The sequence below is a fragment of the Microcoleus sp. A6-C6 genome (assembly GCF_036705955.1).
Lineage (GTDB): Bacteria > Cyanobacteriota > Cyanobacteriia > Cyanobacteriales > Microcoleaceae > Microcoleus.
The window spans coordinates 1-18686 of record NZ_JAUBVR010000094.1 but is presented as its reverse complement, the minus strand read 5'-3'; the positions used below and the strand labels follow the sequence as shown (position 1 = coordinate 18686).

General features: G+C 42.6%; 22 protein-coding genes. 9 read left to right on the top strand and 13 right to left on the bottom strand.

The window, feature by feature from the left end; all coding sequences use genetic code 11:
* Positions 1-357: 357 nt before the first annotated feature.
* On the bottom strand, positions 358-546 hold the full coding sequence (locus QUB52_RS25660; protein ID WP_332975217.1) for a type II toxin-antitoxin system HicB family antitoxin: 189 nt from the start codon (positions 544-546) through the stop codon (positions 358-360).
* Positions 547-607: 61 nt separating this feature from the next.
* Entirely contained in the window at positions 608-1984 is a 1377-nt protein-coding gene (locus tag QUB52_RS25655; protein WP_332975216.1) for an NB-ARC domain-containing protein, read from the bottom strand.
* Between the two features lie 237 nt (positions 1985-2221).
* Here QUB52_RS25655 and QUB52_RS25650 point away from each other — a divergent pair, with 237 nt between their 5' ends.
* Positions 2222-2782, top strand: coding sequence for a hypothetical protein (locus QUB52_RS25650; protein WP_265234904.1), 561 nt, complete (start codon positions 2222-2224; stop codon positions 2780-2782).
* A gap of 93 nt (positions 2783-2875) precedes the next feature.
* Here the strand turns inward: QUB52_RS25650 and QUB52_RS25645 are convergent, their stop codons facing one another.
* From QUB52_RS25645 to QUB52_RS25625, 5 genes are all read right to left on the bottom strand, one after another.
* Complete coding sequence (locus tag QUB52_RS25645) at positions 2876-3763, bottom strand: pentapeptide repeat-containing protein (protein WP_265234905.1); 888 nt, start codon at positions 3761-3763, stop codon at positions 2876-2878.
* 333 nt (positions 3764-4096) lie between these two features.
* Positions 4097-4816 carry a hypothetical protein gene (locus QUB52_RS25640; RefSeq protein WP_332975215.1) on the bottom strand — a complete coding sequence of 240 codons (720 nt, stop codon included), beginning with the start codon at positions 4814-4816 and terminating at the stop codon, positions 4097-4099.
* 250 nt (positions 4817-5066) lie between these two features.
* Positions 5067-5462 (bottom strand): ACP S-malonyltransferase, encoded by a 396-nt coding sequence (locus tag QUB52_RS25635; RefSeq protein WP_332975214.1) that lies wholly within the window; start codon positions 5460-5462, stop codon positions 5067-5069.
* The gene (locus QUB52_RS25630; protein ID WP_332975213.1) at positions 5459-5833 is read right to left on the bottom strand and encodes a DUF433 domain-containing protein; all 375 of its coding nucleotides are present in this window, start codon (positions 5831-5833) and stop codon (positions 5459-5461) included. The genes QUB52_RS25635 and QUB52_RS25630 overlap by 4 nt, the downstream gene beginning before the upstream one ends.
* Before the next feature lie 25 nt (positions 5834-5858).
* Positions 5859-6332: a hypothetical protein gene (locus tag QUB52_RS25625; protein ID WP_332975212.1), complete on the bottom strand. Its 474-nt coding sequence runs from the start codon at positions 6330-6332 to the stop codon at positions 5859-5861.
* 349 nt (positions 6333-6681) lie between these two features.
* Between QUB52_RS25625 and QUB52_RS25620 the strand changes: the two genes are divergently transcribed.
* The 5 genes from QUB52_RS25620 (at position 6682) to QUB52_RS25600 (ending at position 11973) form a co-directional block, all read left to right on the top strand.
* Entirely contained in the window at positions 6682-7416 is a 735-nt protein-coding gene (locus QUB52_RS25620; RefSeq protein ID WP_332975211.1) for a calcium-binding protein, read from the top strand.
* Positions 7417-7878: 462 nt separating this feature from the next.
* Positions 7879-8817 (top strand): tRNA pseudouridine(55) synthase TruB, encoded by a 939-nt coding sequence (gene truB / locus QUB52_RS25615; protein ID WP_265234909.1) that lies wholly within the window; start codon positions 7879-7881, stop codon positions 8815-8817.
* Positions 8818-8897: 80 nt separating this feature from the next.
* Positions 8898-9128: a membrane protein insertion efficiency factor YidD gene (gene yidD / locus QUB52_RS25610; RefSeq protein WP_332970717.1), complete on the top strand. Its 231-nt coding sequence runs from the start codon at positions 8898-8900 to the stop codon at positions 9126-9128.
* 426 nt (positions 9129-9554) lie between these two features.
* Positions 9555-10769 carry a response regulator gene (locus tag QUB52_RS25605; RefSeq protein WP_265234911.1) on the top strand — a complete coding sequence of 405 codons (1215 nt, stop codon included), beginning with the start codon at positions 9555-9557 and terminating at the stop codon, positions 10767-10769.
* Between the two features lie 205 nt (positions 10770-10974).
* Positions 10975-11973, top strand: coding sequence for a glycosyltransferase family 2 protein (locus QUB52_RS25600; RefSeq protein ID WP_332970262.1), 999 nt, complete (start codon positions 10975-10977; stop codon positions 11971-11973).
* 76 nt (positions 11974-12049) lie between these two features.
* Here QUB52_RS25600 and QUB52_RS25595 read toward each other — a convergent pair whose 3' ends face one another.
* Positions 12050-12226 (bottom strand): hypothetical protein, encoded by a 177-nt coding sequence (locus QUB52_RS25595; RefSeq protein WP_332970258.1) that lies wholly within the window; start codon positions 12224-12226, stop codon positions 12050-12052.
* Between the two features lie 905 nt (positions 12227-13131).
* Between QUB52_RS25595 and QUB52_RS25590 the strand changes: the two genes are divergently transcribed.
* The 3 genes from QUB52_RS25590 to QUB52_RS25580 all read left to right on the top strand — a co-directional run bounded on the left by QUB52_RS25590 (position 13132) and on the right by QUB52_RS25580 (position 15938).
* Positions 13132-13758 carry an acyl carrier protein phosphodiesterase gene (locus QUB52_RS25590; protein WP_332970256.1) on the top strand — a complete coding sequence of 209 codons (627 nt, stop codon included), beginning with the start codon at positions 13132-13134 and terminating at the stop codon, positions 13756-13758.
* Positions 13759-14020: 262 nt separating this feature from the next.
* Positions 14021-14917, top strand: a complete 897-nt coding sequence (locus QUB52_RS25585) for a thermonuclease family protein (RefSeq protein ID WP_265234914.1) — start codon at positions 14021-14023, stop codon at positions 14915-14917.
* 253 nt (positions 14918-15170) lie between these two features.
* Complete coding sequence (locus QUB52_RS25580) at positions 15171-15938, top strand: class II glutamine amidotransferase (RefSeq protein ID WP_332975210.1); 768 nt, start codon at positions 15171-15173, stop codon at positions 15936-15938.
* A 21-nt stretch (positions 15939-15959) separates the two neighbouring features.
* On the opposite strand, the gene QUB52_RS25575 is transcribed toward QUB52_RS25580, so the two are convergent.
* From QUB52_RS25575 to QUB52_RS25555, 5 genes are all read right to left on the bottom strand, one after another.
* The gene (locus QUB52_RS25575) at positions 15960-16511 is read right to left on the bottom strand and encodes a Uma2 family endonuclease (protein WP_265234916.1); all 552 of its coding nucleotides are present in this window, start codon (positions 16509-16511) and stop codon (positions 15960-15962) included.
* A gap of 157 nt (positions 16512-16668) precedes the next feature.
* A complete protein-coding gene (locus QUB52_RS25570; protein ID WP_332975209.1) occupies positions 16669-17526 on the bottom strand; it encodes a hypothetical protein in 858 nt (285 codons plus the stop codon).
* 85 nt (positions 17527-17611) lie between these two features.
* Positions 17612-17962 carry a DUF5615 family PIN-like protein gene (locus QUB52_RS25565; RefSeq protein ID WP_332975208.1) on the bottom strand — a complete coding sequence of 117 codons (351 nt, stop codon included), beginning with the start codon at positions 17960-17962 and terminating at the stop codon, positions 17612-17614.
* Complete coding sequence (locus QUB52_RS25560) at positions 17959-18279, bottom strand: DUF433 domain-containing protein (protein ID WP_332975207.1); 321 nt, start codon at positions 18277-18279, stop codon at positions 17959-17961. The genes QUB52_RS25565 and QUB52_RS25560 overlap by 4 nt, the downstream gene beginning before the upstream one ends.
* A 36-nt stretch (positions 18280-18315) precedes the next feature.
* Positions 18316-18549, bottom strand: coding sequence for a hypothetical protein (locus QUB52_RS25555; protein ID WP_332975206.1), 234 nt, complete (start codon positions 18547-18549; stop codon positions 18316-18318).
* Between the last annotated feature and the right edge of the window lie 137 nt (positions 18550-18686).

The window sequence follows — 18686 nt, the reverse complement described above, 5'->3', positions numbered from 1 at the left end:
CGACTTGGCCGCTGGTGAAACAATTCCAGTTGCTTTGGTTGCTCCTTCCATCAACGGTTAATTTTTAACCTGAGATAGACAAAAAGCGCTCCTAGAAATAGGGGCGCTTTTTGTTTGGGGAAAAATTATGTGTTTGTATTATGACTTACGCGCGGGTGATGAGAAACCGGGTTTTTTCCGAAATTATTCGTTGTCGTCCACAGATTAGCTAAAAAACCCGGTTTCTTTGGTCTGATGGGTAAGTCCTTGCGATCGAGTTTTATTCGCGAATGGCGGATCAATATGATGCGGTGAATGCTTTTATGCGATCGTTGAGGTAAAAGTTGAGAAGTGCGATCAAAAAATCATGCTTTAGCCTCACGTTTTGCCTTTGCTGCTAATGACGAGAGTATCATCTTCTAGGAGCATCTCAATTACCTCACACAGATTCTCGTGTAACTCATCCAAGGTTTCTCCCTGAGAATGCGCCCCTGGAAATCCAGGAATATAACCAACGTAAAGCTTGGTATCAGAATCTTTTTCGATAATAGCGGTAAAGGTTTTCATAAGATTCGCTTTCTATCCGTTAAATGTAAGAAATGTAATCTCTCATAAATTATATAAGATTTCACCTGCACTGAATGTATGCTTTGAATACGGGATTGAGGAAAAAGAGCGATCGCCCTTCTAGTTGTACTTTTTCCACTAAACCGCGTCGGGCCAAGGATTGTATGGCTTGCCAAAATTCTGAGTGGGATAATTCGCGATCGGCTGGTGGTTGGGAAATATCTACCGCGCCATCTTGACTTGCTAACCATTGGCTAACCTTTTTTTCTGATTCCGATAAACGCTCTAGTTGAGATTCTAAAAGCGGTTCTATATCCCCTAAATAGATATCATTTCCTTCGGCTAAAAACCGGGATACATTTCCGTCAAATAATTCTAAAATTGTTGAAGCTATGATGTTTAACCAGGAAGGATGACCTTGATAAAGGTTGATTAATTCTGACCATTTTTCCTCATCGGTTAATCCTTTTTGTTTGAATATTTCTGCGGCTTGTTCTCCTAAGCCTTTGAGGTGTAAGGTACGAGTGGGTCGGTTTTCTCCTTCTAAAGTTGTGATTTCTCTGGGTTTTTCCCAACTTAGGAGGATTAAGCAACTCTGGTGAGATGATGTGGCAATTTGTTTGAAAAATTTGCCATAATCTTTATATTCTGCTAAATATTCCCCTGCTAATTGACCGCTGCTAAATATATTATGTACATCATCAAGTATTACTAAGCAACGATAGGAACGAAAATAATCAAGGATTGTTGGTAATGGGGTTGGTTGCGATCGTGAAAAAACTTGCTTGAGTTCGGTTTGGAGGGTTGAGAGTGTGGGAGTGTTGCTGAGACTCCGCCAAATAATGTAATCAAATTCGGTTTGAGTTTGTTGGATGAGTTGGAGGGCGATCGCGCTTTTGCCGATTTCACTTAAGCCGTATATGGTGATTAAGCGGGTGTGGGCTTCTAATATCCATTGTTTGAGGGTGGTGAGTTCGGATGTGCGGTTGTGGTAGTAAGGGATGTCGGGCGCGTCTGTTAAGTCGATTATGCGGGTATGGGCTTTGTTTTGGGGAGAATCTGGCGGAAAGGGCGATCGGTTTTGTAAATCGTTCAAAGGATGTAAACATTCACCACAAATATTAATACTTCCCTCATTAATTTGTACGCAGTAACCAAAATTAGATCCTTGAGAAACCCGATGCTTTTTCTCTAACTTAGAACGAAAATTTAATTTATTAAGGTCTTCTCCTAATTCCTCACGCAACTTTTCCCATAACTTCGCAGCTTCTTTTTTAACGTGAGATTCACTACAATGAAAATCTTTAGCTATTTGAGGATATTTTTGCTTTTGCCAAACACCCGTCAGTATTGCTTCCTCTATGGGTGTAAGATGTTCTCCAGTTTTATCAACAATCAAATTATTAGCCCATTGTACAACATCTTCAACATTCTTCATGGGTATATACAAAGAGATATTGAGGGTATTATATTATACCAAATCCTACTTTGTCAACTGAATTATACTAATCTATACTAAATTGGTTCAGTATAATTATAAAAATTGTGTACTAAATCCTACCATTTTGAGTTGTCACATTTCATTTAAATATTGCAGAATAACTGAGAGAATCCACCACAATTGCTTTCTCAATAGTTTAGGTAAATTAGTTTGAATAGTTAGGGGTTATGTATTATGGACTTTTTATTTGCGATACCAAGTTTTATTTTTCACTTGGTATCAACTTTCTTCTCTTGGATTTTCAGTGTCATTTTGGGAATTGTAGGTATTGCTTTATCGCCGTTTAAGCTAGCGAGGGGGTTATTGATGGGGGTTGATAAGGCACTAATTTCAATAGTATTATTACCAACTTTATTGTTTTCCCACCCAGGAGACATCTCAGCCACCCAACCTGTTGTCGGTACAAGTGCTACAGTTCCTAATACTTACAATCTTGAAAAAATCTACAATGATATAAGTCAGCTAGAAGAAGCGGGCAGAAATATGGAACCTTTGAGAAATCGCGAAAATCTCGAAAAATTAAGACAGTGCGGTGACAAAATGCGAGAATACCAAAGTCAAGCCGAAAAGTTAGTTGAGATTACGGAAGCTCTGCCCATGCCATATAACATAACATTAGGAGCAGCAGCTAGAAGTCTCAATTCTTGCGTTTCTTGTACAACTTATGCCAAAAAACAATGCGAAATGGTTCGAGTTGATCTCAGTGATTACCAATCAATGATGAATGAAGAGTAAGCAATAACCAGTATTAGTACGATGCGTCACCTTTAGATTAATTTTCGATCAAACAGAGCGATTATAGCAGGTGACGCGCTCTACTAAGCAAAACTAACGTCGATAGAGAGTACCATCAGGCATTTTTGCACCGTTAAGATTTGCTTTTCTCAAGTCTGCACCACTTAGGTTAGCTTGCTGTAGGTTGCTACCAGTAAAGTTTGCTTTTTGTAAGTCAACCCCGCTTAAGTCTACTCCACTCAAACTGTTTGGTAGTAAATTTAGTAGGTCTTGACTACTTAGCTTAGAACCTCGCCATAAACTGCTGTTATTTAAGTTTAGCTGGACTAACCCTAGTAATTCTTCCTTACTAAGATTTAGCTGATTAGAATCGCTTTTGATTAAGTTAATTAAATCCTGCTGATTTAGCTTCAAGCTAACCAAATTCACTACATCTTTAGGACTTAACTTAACTTTCTTCCAGTCCAATCCGCTGAAATCCAAGCCATTAGGGTCAGCTTTGATGAAATTGACTAAATCTTGCTTGCTTAAGTTGGCTGTAAATATCTTGAGAGAATCTTCCTTGCTTAACCTAATTTTACTCCAATCAAATCCTTGAAAATCTAAGTTGCCCGGGTTTTTGATTCTGCTGATTTTAACCTCACTTAACTCAGCACCATTCAAGTCTACTCCAGTTAAATTTGCGCCACTCAAATCCGATCTTCTCAAATCAGCATTATGCAGATTAACACCTTGTAGGTTTTTTCCACTCAGGTTAGCGCCTGGTTTAATCTCGGTTTCAGAGGAGGATGTATTGGTTGTCGCTTCTTTATCACAGCTTCCTCCTAGAACTAAAAAGCAATCTGTTTTTTTGCTAACATTAGATAGACTTCCTTCTGCTCTGACTGGTTCAGAGTGCATCAAGAGGATTCCAAAACATAAAAATATGACAATTAAAAACTTGGTCGTTAACTTTTGAGCAATTGTAATTTTAGGTAGCATGATATTTTTATTCCCACAGATGGTTTGACATAAATTAAGACAGATTGTCTGATACATGAACTCTATTATACTTGAAAATCAAAATTACTAGCTGATTACTCACATTTTTGCGAATTGCGATCGCACCTCACCAATCATTTTTATTCCGTTTACTGTACCACAGTATTTAATTGCTGGCGCTGTGCAATCTGAATTAACATCCTCAATGCCTCATTCACTGCTGCATCATGGGGAAAAGCTTGGCAACATCTGCATCTAAAAGCACTAAGTTTGTCCCAGCACCACATTGTTCAACATACTTGCCAACAACTCCTTCCATTGCGATTGATCGCCCTACCTCCTCACTGGCTGAAATCCCTGCACAAAAATCACCCAGCGTGGTACTTTATCACCTGTAATATCTAGGATGGGAACGTTGAAACTTCTGACATTAGGGCGACCGATTTCACCAGCCGAAAAAGTAATATTCGTAGGTTCTGATTTACCTAAACCATAGGCACTAGCTATTTGATTAGCAAGTCGGCAGGTTATTACAAAACTTCCCATATTAATCGTGCCACCCCCAGCCTCGTAATTCCATGTAAGACCGGGTGTTACATTCCGCGATTGACACATAAAGTGAGTGACTTCAAACATTTTAGCAATGTGAACATCATATCGCCTTAAGCGTCCTCCATAGGCCGATGCTGTGGTATCGCTTTCTGGTACTACAATCAATCCAAATCCTTCGTCAAAACCAAGCTTCATCGGTAGTGCTGTGGAACTTGCTAGCGGTTGATTCGTTTGGGGTTGTACGCGAGTCTGTGACATCTGTACTGGTTTGACAAATTGACTGTTAGCGCGAATAAAACAACCTTGCGCCGCACCAGCAGTGTAGCTTTTTCCTACAAAAAGCCAAGGTAAACGCCTGGTATCCCGGAAAGTAACACCAGCATTTCCAGGAAAGCTTTCAAAACGCTGTCCCTGTTTTAAAACACCAACTACAGACCAATTAAAAACATCAAATGGAGTGCGGTTGTCAACACGCATAAATTCTTCAAAAGAAGAATTCATACGACAATTTAACCCCTTTGGGTCTGGGTCTACTACTTCCCAATAAGTATGATCAGATCTTCCCGTATAATCCCCTTGATTATTAGGACTAGGGAGAGGTGCAGTAGAACCTAGCGTAGCTGTTACTAATACCAGAAGAGTTGCAAGAGTAATGGTTTTTAATTCTTTTAACATGGGTATCACTTTTTAAACACTACATTTAGTGGCAATCAAATTGCGATCGCACTTCTGGAACAATCTTGACCCCGCATCATGGGATGAAAAGCCGATTCACACCCATATAGCCATTAATATTAAGCACAATCTCAATTAGACGTTCAACACAACGTTCTCGATATTCCGAATCATTCAGTAATCTATCAGCGTTTCCAATCGTAATCACAGGTAATGAATCAGGGGTACTTTCTTCGCGCATTACTTGTTCCAAGGAATCATTGCCTTTCATACTGCGATTAGCTGTGAGCAAAATCATCTGATTTTCTTGAGCAAGTCGCCAAACTACTCTATCATCGCTATTGATTTGCAATTCCATTTGTGCAAAGGTGACAAAACGAATTGGGATGATATCAAGCCAACCTTGATTAGCAATAGAGCCAAAGAAAATTATGGCGTGTCCATTGAGATTATGATCTATCAAAAAAATCATTCTTTAGCCTCACGTTTTGCCTTAGCCGCTCGAAGCTTTTCCCATACAGCTTCCGTTCCTGGTCTTGGTGGCAGGGCGGCAATTCGGGCAATCAGATCGCGATTTTTTTCTTCGTAGTACAGCCGCAGTTCCTCAGCTTCCTTAAGAACCAGTTGATACTCAGCTTCAACAGTATCGCGATTTGCCTCAATATAAGCCAAAGCCGCGTTAATTTGTCCCTCTGTTAGATCAAACAATCCTCTGATAAACTTAGGCGGATATTGAGCCGTCACATAGTCCATGATGTCGTAGATAGTGATGCGCGTACCTGCGATCGACAGTCCTCTTTCTGTACGGATAATCGCTGTTTGTTCGTTGGATAGAGTTGTCATTTTTATAGCCTCCTAGAAGTTATTTTTATCTTGGTCTAAAACTCTGTGCAAAATTCATCCAGCGCTGCACTTTATTGCCAGTAATGTCTAAAATTGGGATAGAACGAGTTGTGGATATTGGCGGGCCGGCTTCTTCCTGAGAATATTCGATCGCACTACGCTCAGGTTTGCCTAAACCGTAAGTGTTCGCAATATCGCTAGCTAACTGACAGGTGATTCTGAATGTCCCCATGCTAATTCTGCCATTTCCTGCCCAGTAATCCCAATCTCTAAAGCCAGCGCCCGGTATTTCCTGACAATCAGCATATGTCACCTCAAACATCTTAGCAATATGCACGTCATAGAGGCGCAACTGACCCCCATAGGCAGATTTTGTGGTCTCCGTTTCTGATACCGTAAGGGTATAGGTTCCTTCCCCGTGTTGCAGTCTCATCGGCAACTGTGTTTGGGCGATCGCCCCCGGTATCCCCTGAATGACGGTGACAGCTCCCCAACTCATAGTAATAGCGGTCAAGCTTGTGAGGAATAATTCTTTCCTGCCTCTCATTTATTTGTTAAAAGCTATAGGCTATTTGCAGCATATATTTAATTCAACTATAACTGTAATCTTTAAGAATGTTTTTACGGTTATATCTAAATCTTATGTATTGAACCAACTGCCAAACTATACGATCTTCAGTTGACAGTTGACAGTTAATTGAATGACAGTTAACAGTTAACAGTTAACTGTTGACAGTCAATTGAATGACAGCTTCCTCGCCTGAAGACACCTGGTGTTCATGGTACTTTCTGTAACTCCCACTTTTAGGCTAAGTTAGAATGGCAAATTTCTACCACTCTTCAAAACCATGCCATCATCAGTACCAATTAAGATCGTCATCACAACCCCAACCCCAACCAGCGCGGGTACTAGGCCGGGAGGCTCTGCTACCCCTCGCAATGGCACCAGCGGCCCAGACTCCCTCAGCGGTACTGCTGGCGCTGACTTGATCTTCGGTTTGGGAGGCCCTGACAGCATTTTAGGTTTGGGGGGAAACGATTCCCTCTACGGTGGCGACGGCGACGACTCAATACTGGGCGACGCTGGTAATGATTTGCTGTTCGGCGGTGCAGGGCGCGACAGCGTTTTGGGCGGCGCGGGCGACGATACTTTCTACGGCGGCAAAGGTGCTGACTCGGTAAGTGGCGATGATGGCAATGATTTGCTGTTTGGCAACCAAGACAGCGATACTTTGTTGGGTGGTGCGGGTAATGATACGTTTTTTGGCGGTGCTGGCGATGATTCGCTGTTTGGCGGTGCTGGCGATGATTGTTTATCGGGCGATCGCGGCAGAGATACTTTAACTGGTGGCGCTGGAAATGATACTTTTTCGATCGGGCGATCGGCAGATAGCGATGTGATTACCGATTTTACTGTTGGTACGGATAAAATTCGCTTGAGTGCCGGCCTCACATTTGACCAACTCAATATTTCCGCTGGATCTGGAACTGTTCCGAGTACCATTGTTCAGCTTACAAGTACCAAGGAAACTCTGGCTACTGTATTGGGAGTTACTATCTCTCGGACAGACTTTATTTTTTAATTGGGAATCGGTAATTGGGAATCGGTAATTGGGAATTGAGCTTGCGGGTACTTTTGAGTCTTAAGTTTTTAATGTTGAAGTTTTCAACTCAGGCAAGGCTTGCGCGTTGTCAGTAACAAAGATCTCTCAAAAGTTTTCAGATTCCTTCTACCTTCTTCCATCTATCCCTTAAATGTGTTGAAAAAACAGTTTCCGAACTTCATTCTGACTAATAACTAATGATTAATGACTAATGATTGATGACTACTGACTAATAACTAATGATTGATGACTAGCCTTCGGCTTGCTGGCTCACAAGTCGCTCAGGCTAAAATGATTGATGACTAGCCTTCGGCTTCGCTCAGGCTAAAATGACTAGCCTTCGGCTTGCTTCAGCTACGCTGACTCACAAGTCGCTCAGGCTAAAATGACTACTGACTAATGACTACTGACTACTGACTAATGACTACTGACTAATAACTAATGACTATTGACGGTTTTCTCAATCTCAACAAACCTGCGGGCATGACATCTCACGACTGCGTGGGGCGAGTGCGCCGAATATTGAAACTCAAACGAGTCGGACACGGAGGAACCCTCGATCCTGCTGTGACTGGCGTTTTGCCGATCGCCCTGGGAAGAGCAACCAGACTGCTGCAATTCCTCCAACACCACAAAGCTTACCAAGGTACGATTCGGTTTGGCTTGACTACCGCTACGGACGATTTAGAAGGAGAAATCCTGCATTCTCAACCGGTGCCGGAGTTAAGTTTAGAACAAGTGCAAGCTGCACTGCCGAATTTTATCGGCAAAATCGAGCAATTTCCGCCTAGTTTTAGTGCGGTTCAGGTGGGAGGAAAACGGCTTTATGAGTTAGCCAGAAAAGGCGAAACTGTGGAAGTTGCGGCTAGGAATGTTGAGGTGTTTCGGCTGGATATCTTGGATTGGCGGCCGGGGGATTTTCCCGAATTGGATTTGTCGATCGCCTGTGGGGCCGGTACTTACATTCGGGCGATCGCGCGAGACTTGGGCGCACTGTTGAATACAGGCGGTACTTTGGCTGGTTTGACTCGCACCGAAAGCAGTGGTTTCTCGATCGACAAAAGTCTCAGTTTTGAAGAATTAGAACTACAATTAAAGGAGAATACATTCAGCCCGATTTTGCCATCCGCGGTTTTGGGACACTTAGGTGCGATCGTCCTTTCTCCTGAATATACCAAACGCTGGTTTCAAGGACAGCGCCTCCCGATTCCCGAAACGGCGATAGCAGCCGAGGAAAGTAGCAACAATCCCCCAGAAAACTTAATACCCGAATCTCCCTATCCCTTGCAAGTTTACGATCGAGATGGTAATTTTTTAGGTATCGGTCAAGTAGCAAACTCCGAAACAAGTACCATATTGTCTCCTCAAATTGTCTTTTAGCTATCCAAGAGGCAACAATAAAAATAGGTGGACAGCACAAGATTTTGCGATTAATCTAATCAAGCGCTGAGGTAAAAATTGTGAAAGTATTGCTGATCGGATTAATTCGAGGCTACAAAATGGGTATTTCTCCTTATTTACCTAACGCCTGTAGATTTCAGCCCACTTGTTCGCAATATGCGATCGAAGCCATAGAAAGATTTGGGGCGGCCCGCGGCGGTCGGGTGGCAGTGCAGCGAATTTTGCGCTGTCATCCTTTTCATCCTGGGGGTTACGATCCCGTACCTCCCAAAGATAGCGAAGAGAATTAGCTATTAGTGAGACGCAGGATTTTAGTTATTAATTAATAAGCTGTTCTACATTTAAATTGTGTGTGAAAAATCAATCAAACACTCTTGTGGTACGTTGCTCCGACGCCGTACCGAATATTTAATTTAAATACGCGACAGCTTAGTGCAAATAGGCGCTGCATCCTGATGGCTAAAACTCCTGAGGGGTATCGTACCATTTGAGATTTCAGATTTCAGATTTGAAATTTGGGAATAACTGATGAATTAAGGGTTTTCAGCCTACCTATGGCTGCATTATTTTGGAGAAATTGTATCAGTACCTGATGGGGTTGCACTCGCAGCATAAAGTGTGTTTTTTTGAGCAAAATTCAGTAATATTACTGTTTTATTCCACAACTCAGCATCTATATAATAGGAGAAACAGGAGTACAGGGGATGCGAGTTGATATGTCTGCTACCGCAATCGGGTACAAAATGCTATCTCATACTCTGGCAGTGCTCAGCCAGAAACAAGCAACGGGAAAACTGCTGTTAGAGCAAGGCGAACAACAGTGGCAACTTTACTTTTTCCAGGGCAGTTTGGTTTATGCGACAGGAGGAGCGCATAGGGCGAGGCGCTGGTACAGGGCTGTTGGGCAACACTGTCGCAACTTTCAAGTGGATCTCAGAGACCTCGATGCTGGGGAACTATGGGAATATCAACTGATTCAGCAAGGGCTGGCAGCCAGCGAAATGAGTTTGCAACAAGCTAAGGCGATCGTCCACAGCAGCGTTTCGGAAGTTTTCTTTGCTCTGATCGGTCAATCGGGTTTACGTCGGGAATGGCGTCCGTCGGAAAAATATTTTTCTAAAATTATCTCTTCTTTGCTGCTGTCTGTAACGGAAGTAGAAAAAATTCTGTGTTCTACAGAACAAATTTGGCAGAAGTGGAAAGGAATGGGTTTGTGGCTGGTAGATCCTGAACAAGCACCGCTTTTAAAAGCGTCGGCCAAGTTACAGGAAAATCGATTTAGCTCTAGTTCTTTGATAGCTTTGGGTAACGTATTTAACGGCGAGAATACTCTTTGGGATATTGCATTTAAGAAAAAACAGTGCGTCACCGTCGCAACTCGCGCTTTAGTTAATTACATGAAGCAGGGTTTAGTAAATTTCCGAACAGTACCAGACTTACCGTCGCCTATAGAACAGTGGCGCCTTGCTGCGGCGATGAATGGGCGGGTGCGCCCTTTGATTGCCTGTATCGATGACAGTCCGACAGTATGCGAATTTTTACAGCAAATTTTATTGCCGGCGGGGTATCGAGTCCTAAAAATTCAAGATCCGATGGATGGAGTGGGCATCATCGCCAAACAGAAGCCTGCTTTAATTTTTATGGACGTGGTGATGCCGAAGACAAGTGGTTTTGCTTTGTGCAATTTTTTGCGGAAAACACCGAGTTTTCGGGAAACTCCGATCGTATTTTTGACTGGTCAAGACAGTATAATCGATCGCACGCGAGCGAAACTTACAGGTGCTTCCGATTTTTTGACCAAGCCACCCAATCCCGAACAGGTTTTGCAAATAGCTGACAAGTATTTGAAGGTAAAAGGCGATCCCAGTCCTTTAGGAATTCGCCCCCACGATTTACTGAATTCGCGCCAACTTACTTGGGCAAATTCTTGAACCAAATTTATGCTCAAAAAGCATCGCTTATCCGGTGCGTCAGTCTCTGACGCACCTTAGACGTATTGTATAATCAAGACGCAACTGGATTTAATCAATAAATCTTTGAGGGGCGAGTGCATAATTTTTCTGGATTTCACAGCCAGGATTTTAGTAAATCCGCCCAGCCTGTATAGATTATAATCCTTCGGACTGGATATTCATGATGAGCGATCGAACTCCGCAGGTAAGCGTGGTGATTCCGGCTTACAACTGCGCTGCTTACGTCGGCCAAGCCGTTGATAGCGTGCTGCGCCAAACCTATACTGACTGGGAAATTATTGTCGTAGACGACGGTTCCCGAGACGACACCAGATTAGTTTTAGAGCAATATGGCGATCGAATTCGCTACATTTACCAACAAAATCAAGGAGTTTCCATTGCCCGAAATCGCGGCATCGAGCTAGCGCGAGGAGAATTCATCGCCTTTCTCGATGCAGATGACTACTTCTTACCAGACAAAATAGCAGCACAAATCGCTGTATTTGCAGCGCAACCAAATTTAGGAATAGTCCACAGTGGCTGGCGTCAAGTCAACAGTATAGGCGAACCGATCAAAGATGTCACACCCTGGAAAAACGTCCCTAAATTAGACTTAGAAATGTGGCTGCGGTGGAAACCAGTATTACCCAGCGCGATGGTATTTCGCCGCCATTGGTTAGAGCGAGCCGGCGGATTTGACCCTCGATTTCCCCCGGCGGAAGATACAGATTTAGTGCTGCGTTTAGCCTTAATGGGATGCGAAACAGAGTGGCTGCGGCAAATAACAGTTTGCTACCGCCAGCACGAACAAAGCGCCATGTACAAAGGTTTACCGCAAGCTAAATCCCTGGCGGCAGTCATAGACAGTTTTTTTTCCCGCCCCGAATTGCCCGATAAAATACGTTTGTTGGAAAAGCAAATCAAGTACAGTACCTTAGTTTGGATTGCTTGGTATTTGCACCGCACCGGTCATTCCGTTGAGATGGCAGAATTTTTACAGCGTTCTTGGAATTATACGCCTTATTTGCCTGTGGAAACAGTAATTGATTGGGCGGAATGTTTCGCCGAATTTTCGCAGGATGCTGGCAATGAATTGGATGCAGATTTATTAACTCAATCTCCGGAGTGGCAGCAGTTAATGCAGTGGATTATTCTCAGCAGCCACAATCAAAATGGTTTGTAGTGAGGACTTTAGTCATCGGAAAGAAGGACTTGCATTCCTCACTACGAACTTTACGAATCTTGTTGATTAATTGATATTAATTGCAAATTGGTGGTGTTCCCCCAGGACTGTAAGGCACAACTACCGCCGAATTTGTTACCAATTCAATCTCGCCCTTAGCGTTAATTATCCAGCCTTGAGCCTCAACCAGCGGCTTGGCGACATCAAAATTATCGTTGCTGCTGCTGACTCGTTCCCTGGGACTCGGTGGCAAACCGCCGCGCCCGGTGATGACAAATCGACTTGTCCTTTGGCCGGTAGTTTGACAGCCTCGCGCCGGCGGCGGGGGAAATCGGGTGGTTTCTGGCTGATTTAATCCTTTTACGGGGTCAGTATTGGGAGTTCTAAGTTCGACATTGCCGTTAATTCCTAATTCTGAACTGGCGTCGATGTCGCTGTCAGTCGAGCGAAAAATACCTTGTGCGTTAATGATAATATTTCCGCCTTGGCCTCGGATTGCGTTGGCGCGGATGTCGCTATTTTGCTTAGGAATGAAAAAATTTGTGTTAATATCAATATTACCGCCAGAGCAGGGTCATTGTAAACAAACACAACATTTATTGTGTAGCAATTTTTTGTCAAAATGGTATTAACTAATTTTAACTTGTTAACCTTCGATCATAGTATTTGGCGTGTTAATATATACAAATTTTGTATCCACTCAATAAATCGGGGAAAATCGCTCACTGACGAGCCTCAAACATCGCAAAAACCTTCCCGACACGGTAGTCTACCCCGATTTATTGAGCGGATACTTATAGCGGTTCTCAAAAAAGTGAGGATAGCCCTATGCCCTATGCCGGAAGCGTACCTAATCTTTCTGAAAAAGGCTATATATTGTAGGTTCTTTCGAGGTAAATTTCTGTAAAATAATAGACGAAAAAAAAAGGTTCAAAATATCAAATATTCAAGCGTTTTCGCACCATACCTCAACTCGAAGGTTATAGAAAATCAGATAATCAAATTTATGAAAAAAAATGAAGTTACTAATAAGAATATTAGCTAACAAACTCACTCCTTGGATATGGATTGAGCACTTCTCATGTAAGTCGATTAAATAGGCATTTAAAGAGAAGAGAGCAACACACCCTACAAATACAGTTGCATCATGTTTCAAAAATGGTATTATATCTGTTTAATGTAGCAATGAATTATTTAGCTCATCTATTCTTATCAGACGGTACGCCAGCATCGCTGATTGGCAACCTCTTAGGCGATTTTGTCAAGGGTTCGGCAGTCAATCTTTATTCCGAGGACATTAGAAACGGCATCGATTTGCACCGAAAAGTAGATATCTACACCGACTCTCATGCAGTAGTGCGATCGAGTACAAGCCTTGTTTGCGCCGATAGACGCAGATTTGCCGGAGTGTTGGTAGACGTATTTTATGACCACTTCTTAGCTAAAAATTGGCTGGAATATTCACAAGTTCCCCTCCGCGAGTTTTCGCGTAATGCGTACAAAGTATTGCAAGACAACCGCGATATATTGCCCGAATCGCTTCAGGAAGTGCTACCAAAAATAATTGCCTATGACTGGCTCGACTCCTACAAGGAAATTGACGGAATAGATCATGCTCTCAAGAGAATATCGGCAAGAATCAACTGGACTAATAACTTAGCAGATGGCCTAGAAGATTTAACAGTTAATTATCAGCAGCTTGAATCAGATTTTAGGGCTTTTTTCCCAGACTTGATAAATTACGCAGCAACTTGCAAAAATCAATATCAAAAATACCAACACTAATCGGTAAGGTTGCACAGAATGCTAGATATCAATACGGTTCATACAAGAGAGTCCGGTTGAGAAATCTCTGTGAAAAATAGACACTGCAATTGCTTCCAGAAGACGCTCTATTCGGACAAAAAAATATTAACTGAACCGTATTGTGCTATATATCCAGTAGCCAACAGAAGGTCTCACTCCTAAGAAATTGCATTCAGCACCAAACTCATGTACACTTTAGCCAATATGTGAATGAAATCTCAAGTCTAACAGGCTGCGAAATATGGCAACCAGAATTCCGAACCTGCAAATAACTCAAGTAGTTGATGGCGATACTGTCAAAGTTGCTCTTAACGGCAAAACCGAGTCATTGCGACTGATTTGCGTCGATACAGAAGAAAGTTACTCCAACACTTCAAAACCTGTAACCGCGGCGGGGAAAGCAGCTTCGGAAATGGCTAAACAATACTTCGCGACAGCAGATGGTGGACTAGCTAAAGTTGATATTGAATTTGATACAGACGATGCGGTTGAAGTTGCACTCTTAAAACACCGCGACAACTACGGACGCATCCTCTGTTACATACACAAAGATGGAGAAAATTACAATCTTAAACTAATTGAAGAAGGCTGGAGTCCGTACTTTGTGAAATACGGGCGATCCCGATTGTATCACCGACCAATGACTCAGGCAGAATCCGCCGCAAAAGCTTACAATCTGATGATTTGGAATCCGATTACTAATGCCAAAATTCCCTCTCGCAACTATGCAAACTTGCTTCCTTGGTGGTCGATGCGCGGCTCCATTGTTGAAGATTTTCGCTTGTCGGAAGTAACCACCGGAGTCCTGTCTGTGAGATTGCACTACCCGAAAATCTTAGCGGCTTCCGAGCAGGCTAAATCTATTACTATTTTCTGCGACTTGCAGGCTGGGATTAATAAATGGATCGGTGGAAATGCCCTGATTTATGCTGGTTCAGTTTATCATAAATTAGATTTGTGGATACCGGATGCCGAAACTGATGAAATGGCTCCTTTGAAGCGATTGATTGAGAAACGTTATGCTGGTCAAGGACGCGGTTATGTGTATATCAGTGGCAAGGTTGAACAGTACAAAAGCAAGCCTCAAATAATTTTGAAGAGTATCAAACAGTTTTCTGACTTTCCCCCAGAAACTTGAATTAAAAATGAAGTTAATTAAGCCAAGAGAGAGCAATCCTCAGAAAGCATCGCCTTCTCTTGGGCTATGATAAAATACGGTTCACTTAAGACCGATCTCCCTGGCACACCCCTTAAAAAGGGGGGGGACAAGAAAAGCACATTGATTATATTTTTTTATCATGCTCAATTAATTCATACTATAATGGTATCATCAAAAATCTGTAGCTGCCAATAGCTGCGACATCTATCCAAACTCCAGAGATTTAAAAGCTATGTGCCAATTACTGGGAATGAACTGCAATGTTCCAACAGATATTTGCTTTTCTTTTGAAGGTTTTTCTGCAAGGGGTGGCAAAACAGACTTTCATCAAGACGGTTGGGGAATTGCTTTTTTTGAAGGTTTGGGATGCCGCCTGTTTATCGACTCAAAACCTGCGGTTGCTTCTCCGGTTGCGGAAGTTGTGCGGCGCTATCCCATTCACTCAACTAACGTCATTGCTCACATCCGCAAAGCTACCCAAGGCGAAATTGCTCTGGAAAACTGCCACCCTTTTATTCGGGAACTTTGGGGACGCTATTGGGTGTTTGCTCATAATGGTAATCTGGAAAATTTTCATCCTGAAACTGCGGGATTTTATAAAGCTGTCGGCAAAACTGACAGCGAAAAAGCATTTTGTTTGATATTAGAAAAGTTGCGAGAAAGTTTCCCTCAAAATAAGCCTGCTTTGACGGAAATTTACGAAGTTCTGAACGAAATTACTAAAACTTTGGCAGCGCACGGAATTTTTAACTATTTACTTTCTGATGGAGAACATTTATTTACACACTGTTCTACGAATCTGCATTATATTGTGCGACAAGCACCTTTTGCGAGGGCGCATTCGATCGATGAAGATGTAACTGTGGATTTCCGGGAACTGACACAGGAGGGCGATCGCGTGGCGGTTATTGCTACTTTTCCGCTGACTGATGATGAAGTTTGGACGCAAATTCAACCGGGAGAATTGCTGGTATTTCAGGACGGTTTACCTGTGATTTGAAGGCGGAATTTACAAGGAAAATCAAGTGCTAACGATCGCACTTACCGACACAGCCACATCGGGAAATGCTAGCGGGTTAACGGTTCCGGCGGTTAGCGTCAGCTTGGAAGTGTAATCTCCATCAAGAGGATCTCGAAATACTATCAGGTGTCTTCTTTTGAGGTTAACCACCCAGTATTCGGGGATTCCGACTTCTGCGTAGATTTTCGTTTTCGTCTCTAAATCTTTAACGAGAGTGGAATCTGAGTATTCTATCAGCCAGAAAATGTTTTCGGGATAGGGGTGATGTTCGAGATATGTGCGGCCCAATCGCTGTACGATCGCAATATCGGGTTCTGGTTCCGAGTCGTTAGGAAGCGTAATCGGCTTGGCTGAACGGATGGTAGCGCGATCGCCCAACAGCCTGATCAGATATTCTCCTGCTTCGCTGCTAAAATAGGCGTGGGGTTCCCCTTCTGGTGACATTTCAACAACTTCTCCCTTCAGCAGTTCGACGCGCCGATTTTCTAAGATGCGCGAGGAGATCATTTGGTGGTATTCGTCGATCGACCATTTAACTGCAATTACGCTCATGGCGATGGTTTTTTATGGCTGGTCTGATTTTTGATTATAGGCGATCGATCGCAGATTTGATTTGCTTAAACGCAAAATTTTTCCTAAAAACCGGGAATCAGCCCGCCCCTGCGTCAGCCCTGAAACTGTCGCTACGTGTTGAGTTAATACTCACGGATCAAATCCCAGATTCAGTAAAAGCTAGATTCAAATCATCAATTAATCCCAATTGTTGCGCCCAGTTTGTTAAGTAACCCCGCTCCAAATGCTCAGCTTGGACTTTCAGGATTCCCAAAACATCATTCCATTGTTTTTGAGACTGAGACTGTTGCCACCAGAGCAGTTTTGCCAATATAATATCTTCAGGAGAAGCTATCCAAAACTGTTCTACACCAGCTTCGTCAAGCGCTTCTAATCGTCGTCTTGCCATTTTTGAGTGATCGAATTCAGTCTGAGAATTCAGCACAATATCAGCGTTCAATACTGAAGTCATGTGAGTGACACTCAACACCATCCCTCGGCCCTGTTGAATATCTTCTACCGAACCCGGAGGACAGTAAAAACCAGCGGTTTCTAGTGCTGCAACTAATTGAGAAATATTATCTCGGATCAATTCAATTACTAAATCTAAATCGCGTGTTGTTCTGGGGTCGCCATAGACAGAAGCGGCAACTCCTCCTGTAATATAATAAGAGATACCTAATGTTTCAAAAATTGGGTGCAACAGTCTAGCGATGTGGCTGTGGTCTTGCGTCCACATAGGGGCCTCACTGGTGGGGGTTAAAATTGGCAGCCATTTGCTACGTAAGATCGATCGGGCAAATCGCTCTTGGTAGGTTGATGGACAAGCTTTTTTCATCCCGCGCAAGCTAACAGTTTTTGCCCAACGATTTAATTTTGCCGCCATTTGCCACCGTTGGGAATTGGTGAGTTGCCGCAATTGGTAGAAATCAATTGCATCGGCTTCAGGGGTTTTATCATCTGACTGGGCGCGATATCCAGGTTTGATGGATATTTTTGGTATGGATTGAATCATTTTGCTTGTTGATTTTCCTAGCCATTCACAAAACTATTGATAGTTCCTGTTGATTTTCCTAGAATTGTATGTCCCGTAGCTGGAATCACAGAGGTAAGTATGCAATGCGATTCACCCAGTCTTCTGATTCGGATGTCTGCCATATTTTGATTAAATTATCGATCGCGTCGCTAACAGGAAAACTTTGCAACACTATAATTACACCCGAACTTGTTTGAGTAGAAATAAACTCTGCAAAATATCTCGGCATGGTTCTTTGGTCGTGGGAGACGAGAATTCTATTTTCTTGTGCTGCAAAACTTAGAACTTCTAAATCTGTCAAGCCACTTAAAAGCGATGCGTTTGATGTTTGAAAATCAACAGTTGCCTCGCGTCTCAGAACTCCTGTTACAATCGCTTGATTGAGATCGGCATCTGCTTGGAAACTAATTTTCATTGCGGGCTAGTCTGAGTGTAAAACTTTTGATAAAGCAACGAGTTATTTTCCCTTGCTTGCTGTCTCAATGTTTCAAATAGTTGTTCTCCCTCGGATAAATAAGCATTAATAGCTGTGCGATTAGCCAAGTAAAAGGTAATCGCTCCATAAACTTCTTCTAGTGTCACTGCTGGAAATGACTGAACGATGCTTTCAGGTGATTGTCCTGCCAGGAAAGCATAAATAATTGAATCGAGAGAAACGCGCTTCCCGACAATTCGGTAGCAATCTTCCCGTTCTTCAATGTACTGTTTTGTAGTTAGGGCTGCTGTACTCATGGTTTGCTGCATTAACTCATAATATTTTATATCTTATCAGCGTTGTAGCTTTAAGCGCAAACTCCGAAACATATCTTCCGCATCAATTACTTCACCTCGTTCGGCAGCATCCATTCCCAGACGAATTTCTTGCTGGAGTTCTTTGAAGCGTCCTTTATAGATATTTTCCCATTTATCGGACTGCAATAATTTGATGAAGGCTAATACTTCTTGTTGCTGGTCTGGCGATAAGACCTTCACATTTTCTAAAATGGCTTGTTCGACGGTCATAATTATCCTTTTTTTGGGATTACTATTCCACAATCTAGTGATAACATTATATCGCACGAACGTATCCGCTCAATAAATCGGGGTAACAGCAAAAAAGAAGGTTCACAATCTAGCCACAGCATGGTAAAATACAAAAC

Excerpts from the sequence above, each read along its gene's own strand:
- QUB52_RS25570 (WP_332975209.1), bottom strand. The coding sequence starts at position 17,526 with ATGATTCAATCCATACCAAAAATATCCATCAAACCTGGATATCGCGCC.
- QUB52_RS25585 (WP_265234914.1), top strand. The coding sequence starts at position 14,021 with ATGGCAACCAGAATTCCGAACCTGCAAATAACTCAAGTAGTTGATGGC.
- QUB52_RS25560 (WP_332975207.1), bottom strand. The coding sequence starts at position 18,279 with ATGAGTACAGCAGCCCTAACTACAAAACAGTACATTGAAGAACGGGAA.
- QUB52_RS25620 (WP_332975211.1), top strand. The coding sequence starts at position 6,682 with ATGCCATCATCAGTACCAATTAAGATCGTCATCACAACCCCAACCCCA.
- QUB52_RS25555 (WP_332975206.1), bottom strand. The coding sequence starts at position 18,549 with ATGACCGTCGAACAAGCCATTTTAGAAAATGTGAAGGTCTTATCGCCA.
- QUB52_RS25565 (WP_332975208.1), bottom strand. The coding sequence starts at position 17,962 with ATGAAAATTAGTTTCCAAGCAGATGCCGATCTCAATCAAGCGATTGTA.
- QUB52_RS25660 (WP_332975217.1), bottom strand. The coding sequence starts at position 546 with ATGAAAACCTTTACCGCTATTATCGAAAAAGATTCTGATACCAAGCTT.
- QUB52_RS25630 (WP_332975213.1), bottom strand. The coding sequence starts at position 5,833 with ATGACAACTCTATCCAACGAACAAACAGCGATTATCCGTACAGAAAGA.
- QUB52_RS25635 (WP_332975214.1), bottom strand. The coding sequence starts at position 5,462 with ATGATTTTTTTGATAGATCATAATCTCAATGGACACGCCATAATTTTC.
- QUB52_RS25580 (WP_332975210.1), top strand. The coding sequence starts at position 15,171 with ATGTGCCAATTACTGGGAATGAACTGCAATGTTCCAACAGATATTTGC.
- QUB52_RS25655 (WP_332975216.1), bottom strand. The coding sequence starts at position 1,984 with ATGAAGAATGTTGAAGATGTTGTACAATGGGCTAATAATTTGATTGTT.
- QUB52_RS25640 (WP_332975215.1), bottom strand. The coding sequence starts at position 4,816 with ATGAATTCTTCTTTTGAAGAATTTATGCGTGTTGACAACCGCACTCCA.
- QUB52_RS25590 (WP_332970256.1), top strand. The coding sequence starts at position 13,132 with ATGGTATTATATCTGTTTAATGTAGCAATGAATTATTTAGCTCATCTA.
- QUB52_RS25605 (WP_265234911.1), top strand. The coding sequence starts at position 9,555 with ATGTCTGCTACCGCAATCGGGTACAAAATGCTATCTCATACTCTGGCA.
- QUB52_RS25575 (WP_265234916.1), bottom strand. The coding sequence starts at position 16,511 with ATGAGCGTAATTGCAGTTAAATGGTCGATCGACGAATACCACCAAATG.
- QUB52_RS25645 (WP_265234905.1), bottom strand. The coding sequence starts at position 3,763 with ATGCTACCTAAAATTACAATTGCTCAAAAGTTAACGACCAAGTTTTTA.
- QUB52_RS25650 (WP_265234904.1), top strand. The coding sequence starts at position 2,222 with ATGGACTTTTTATTTGCGATACCAAGTTTTATTTTTCACTTGGTATCA.
- QUB52_RS25625 (WP_332975212.1), bottom strand. The coding sequence starts at position 6,332 with ATGAGTTGGGGAGCTGTCACCGTCATTCAGGGGATACCGGGGGCGATC.
- QUB52_RS25600 (WP_332970262.1), top strand. The coding sequence starts at position 10,975 with ATGAGCGATCGAACTCCGCAGGTAAGCGTGGTGATTCCGGCTTACAAC.
- truB (WP_265234909.1), top strand. The coding sequence starts at position 7,879 with ATGACTATTGACGGTTTTCTCAATCTCAACAAACCTGCGGGCATGACA.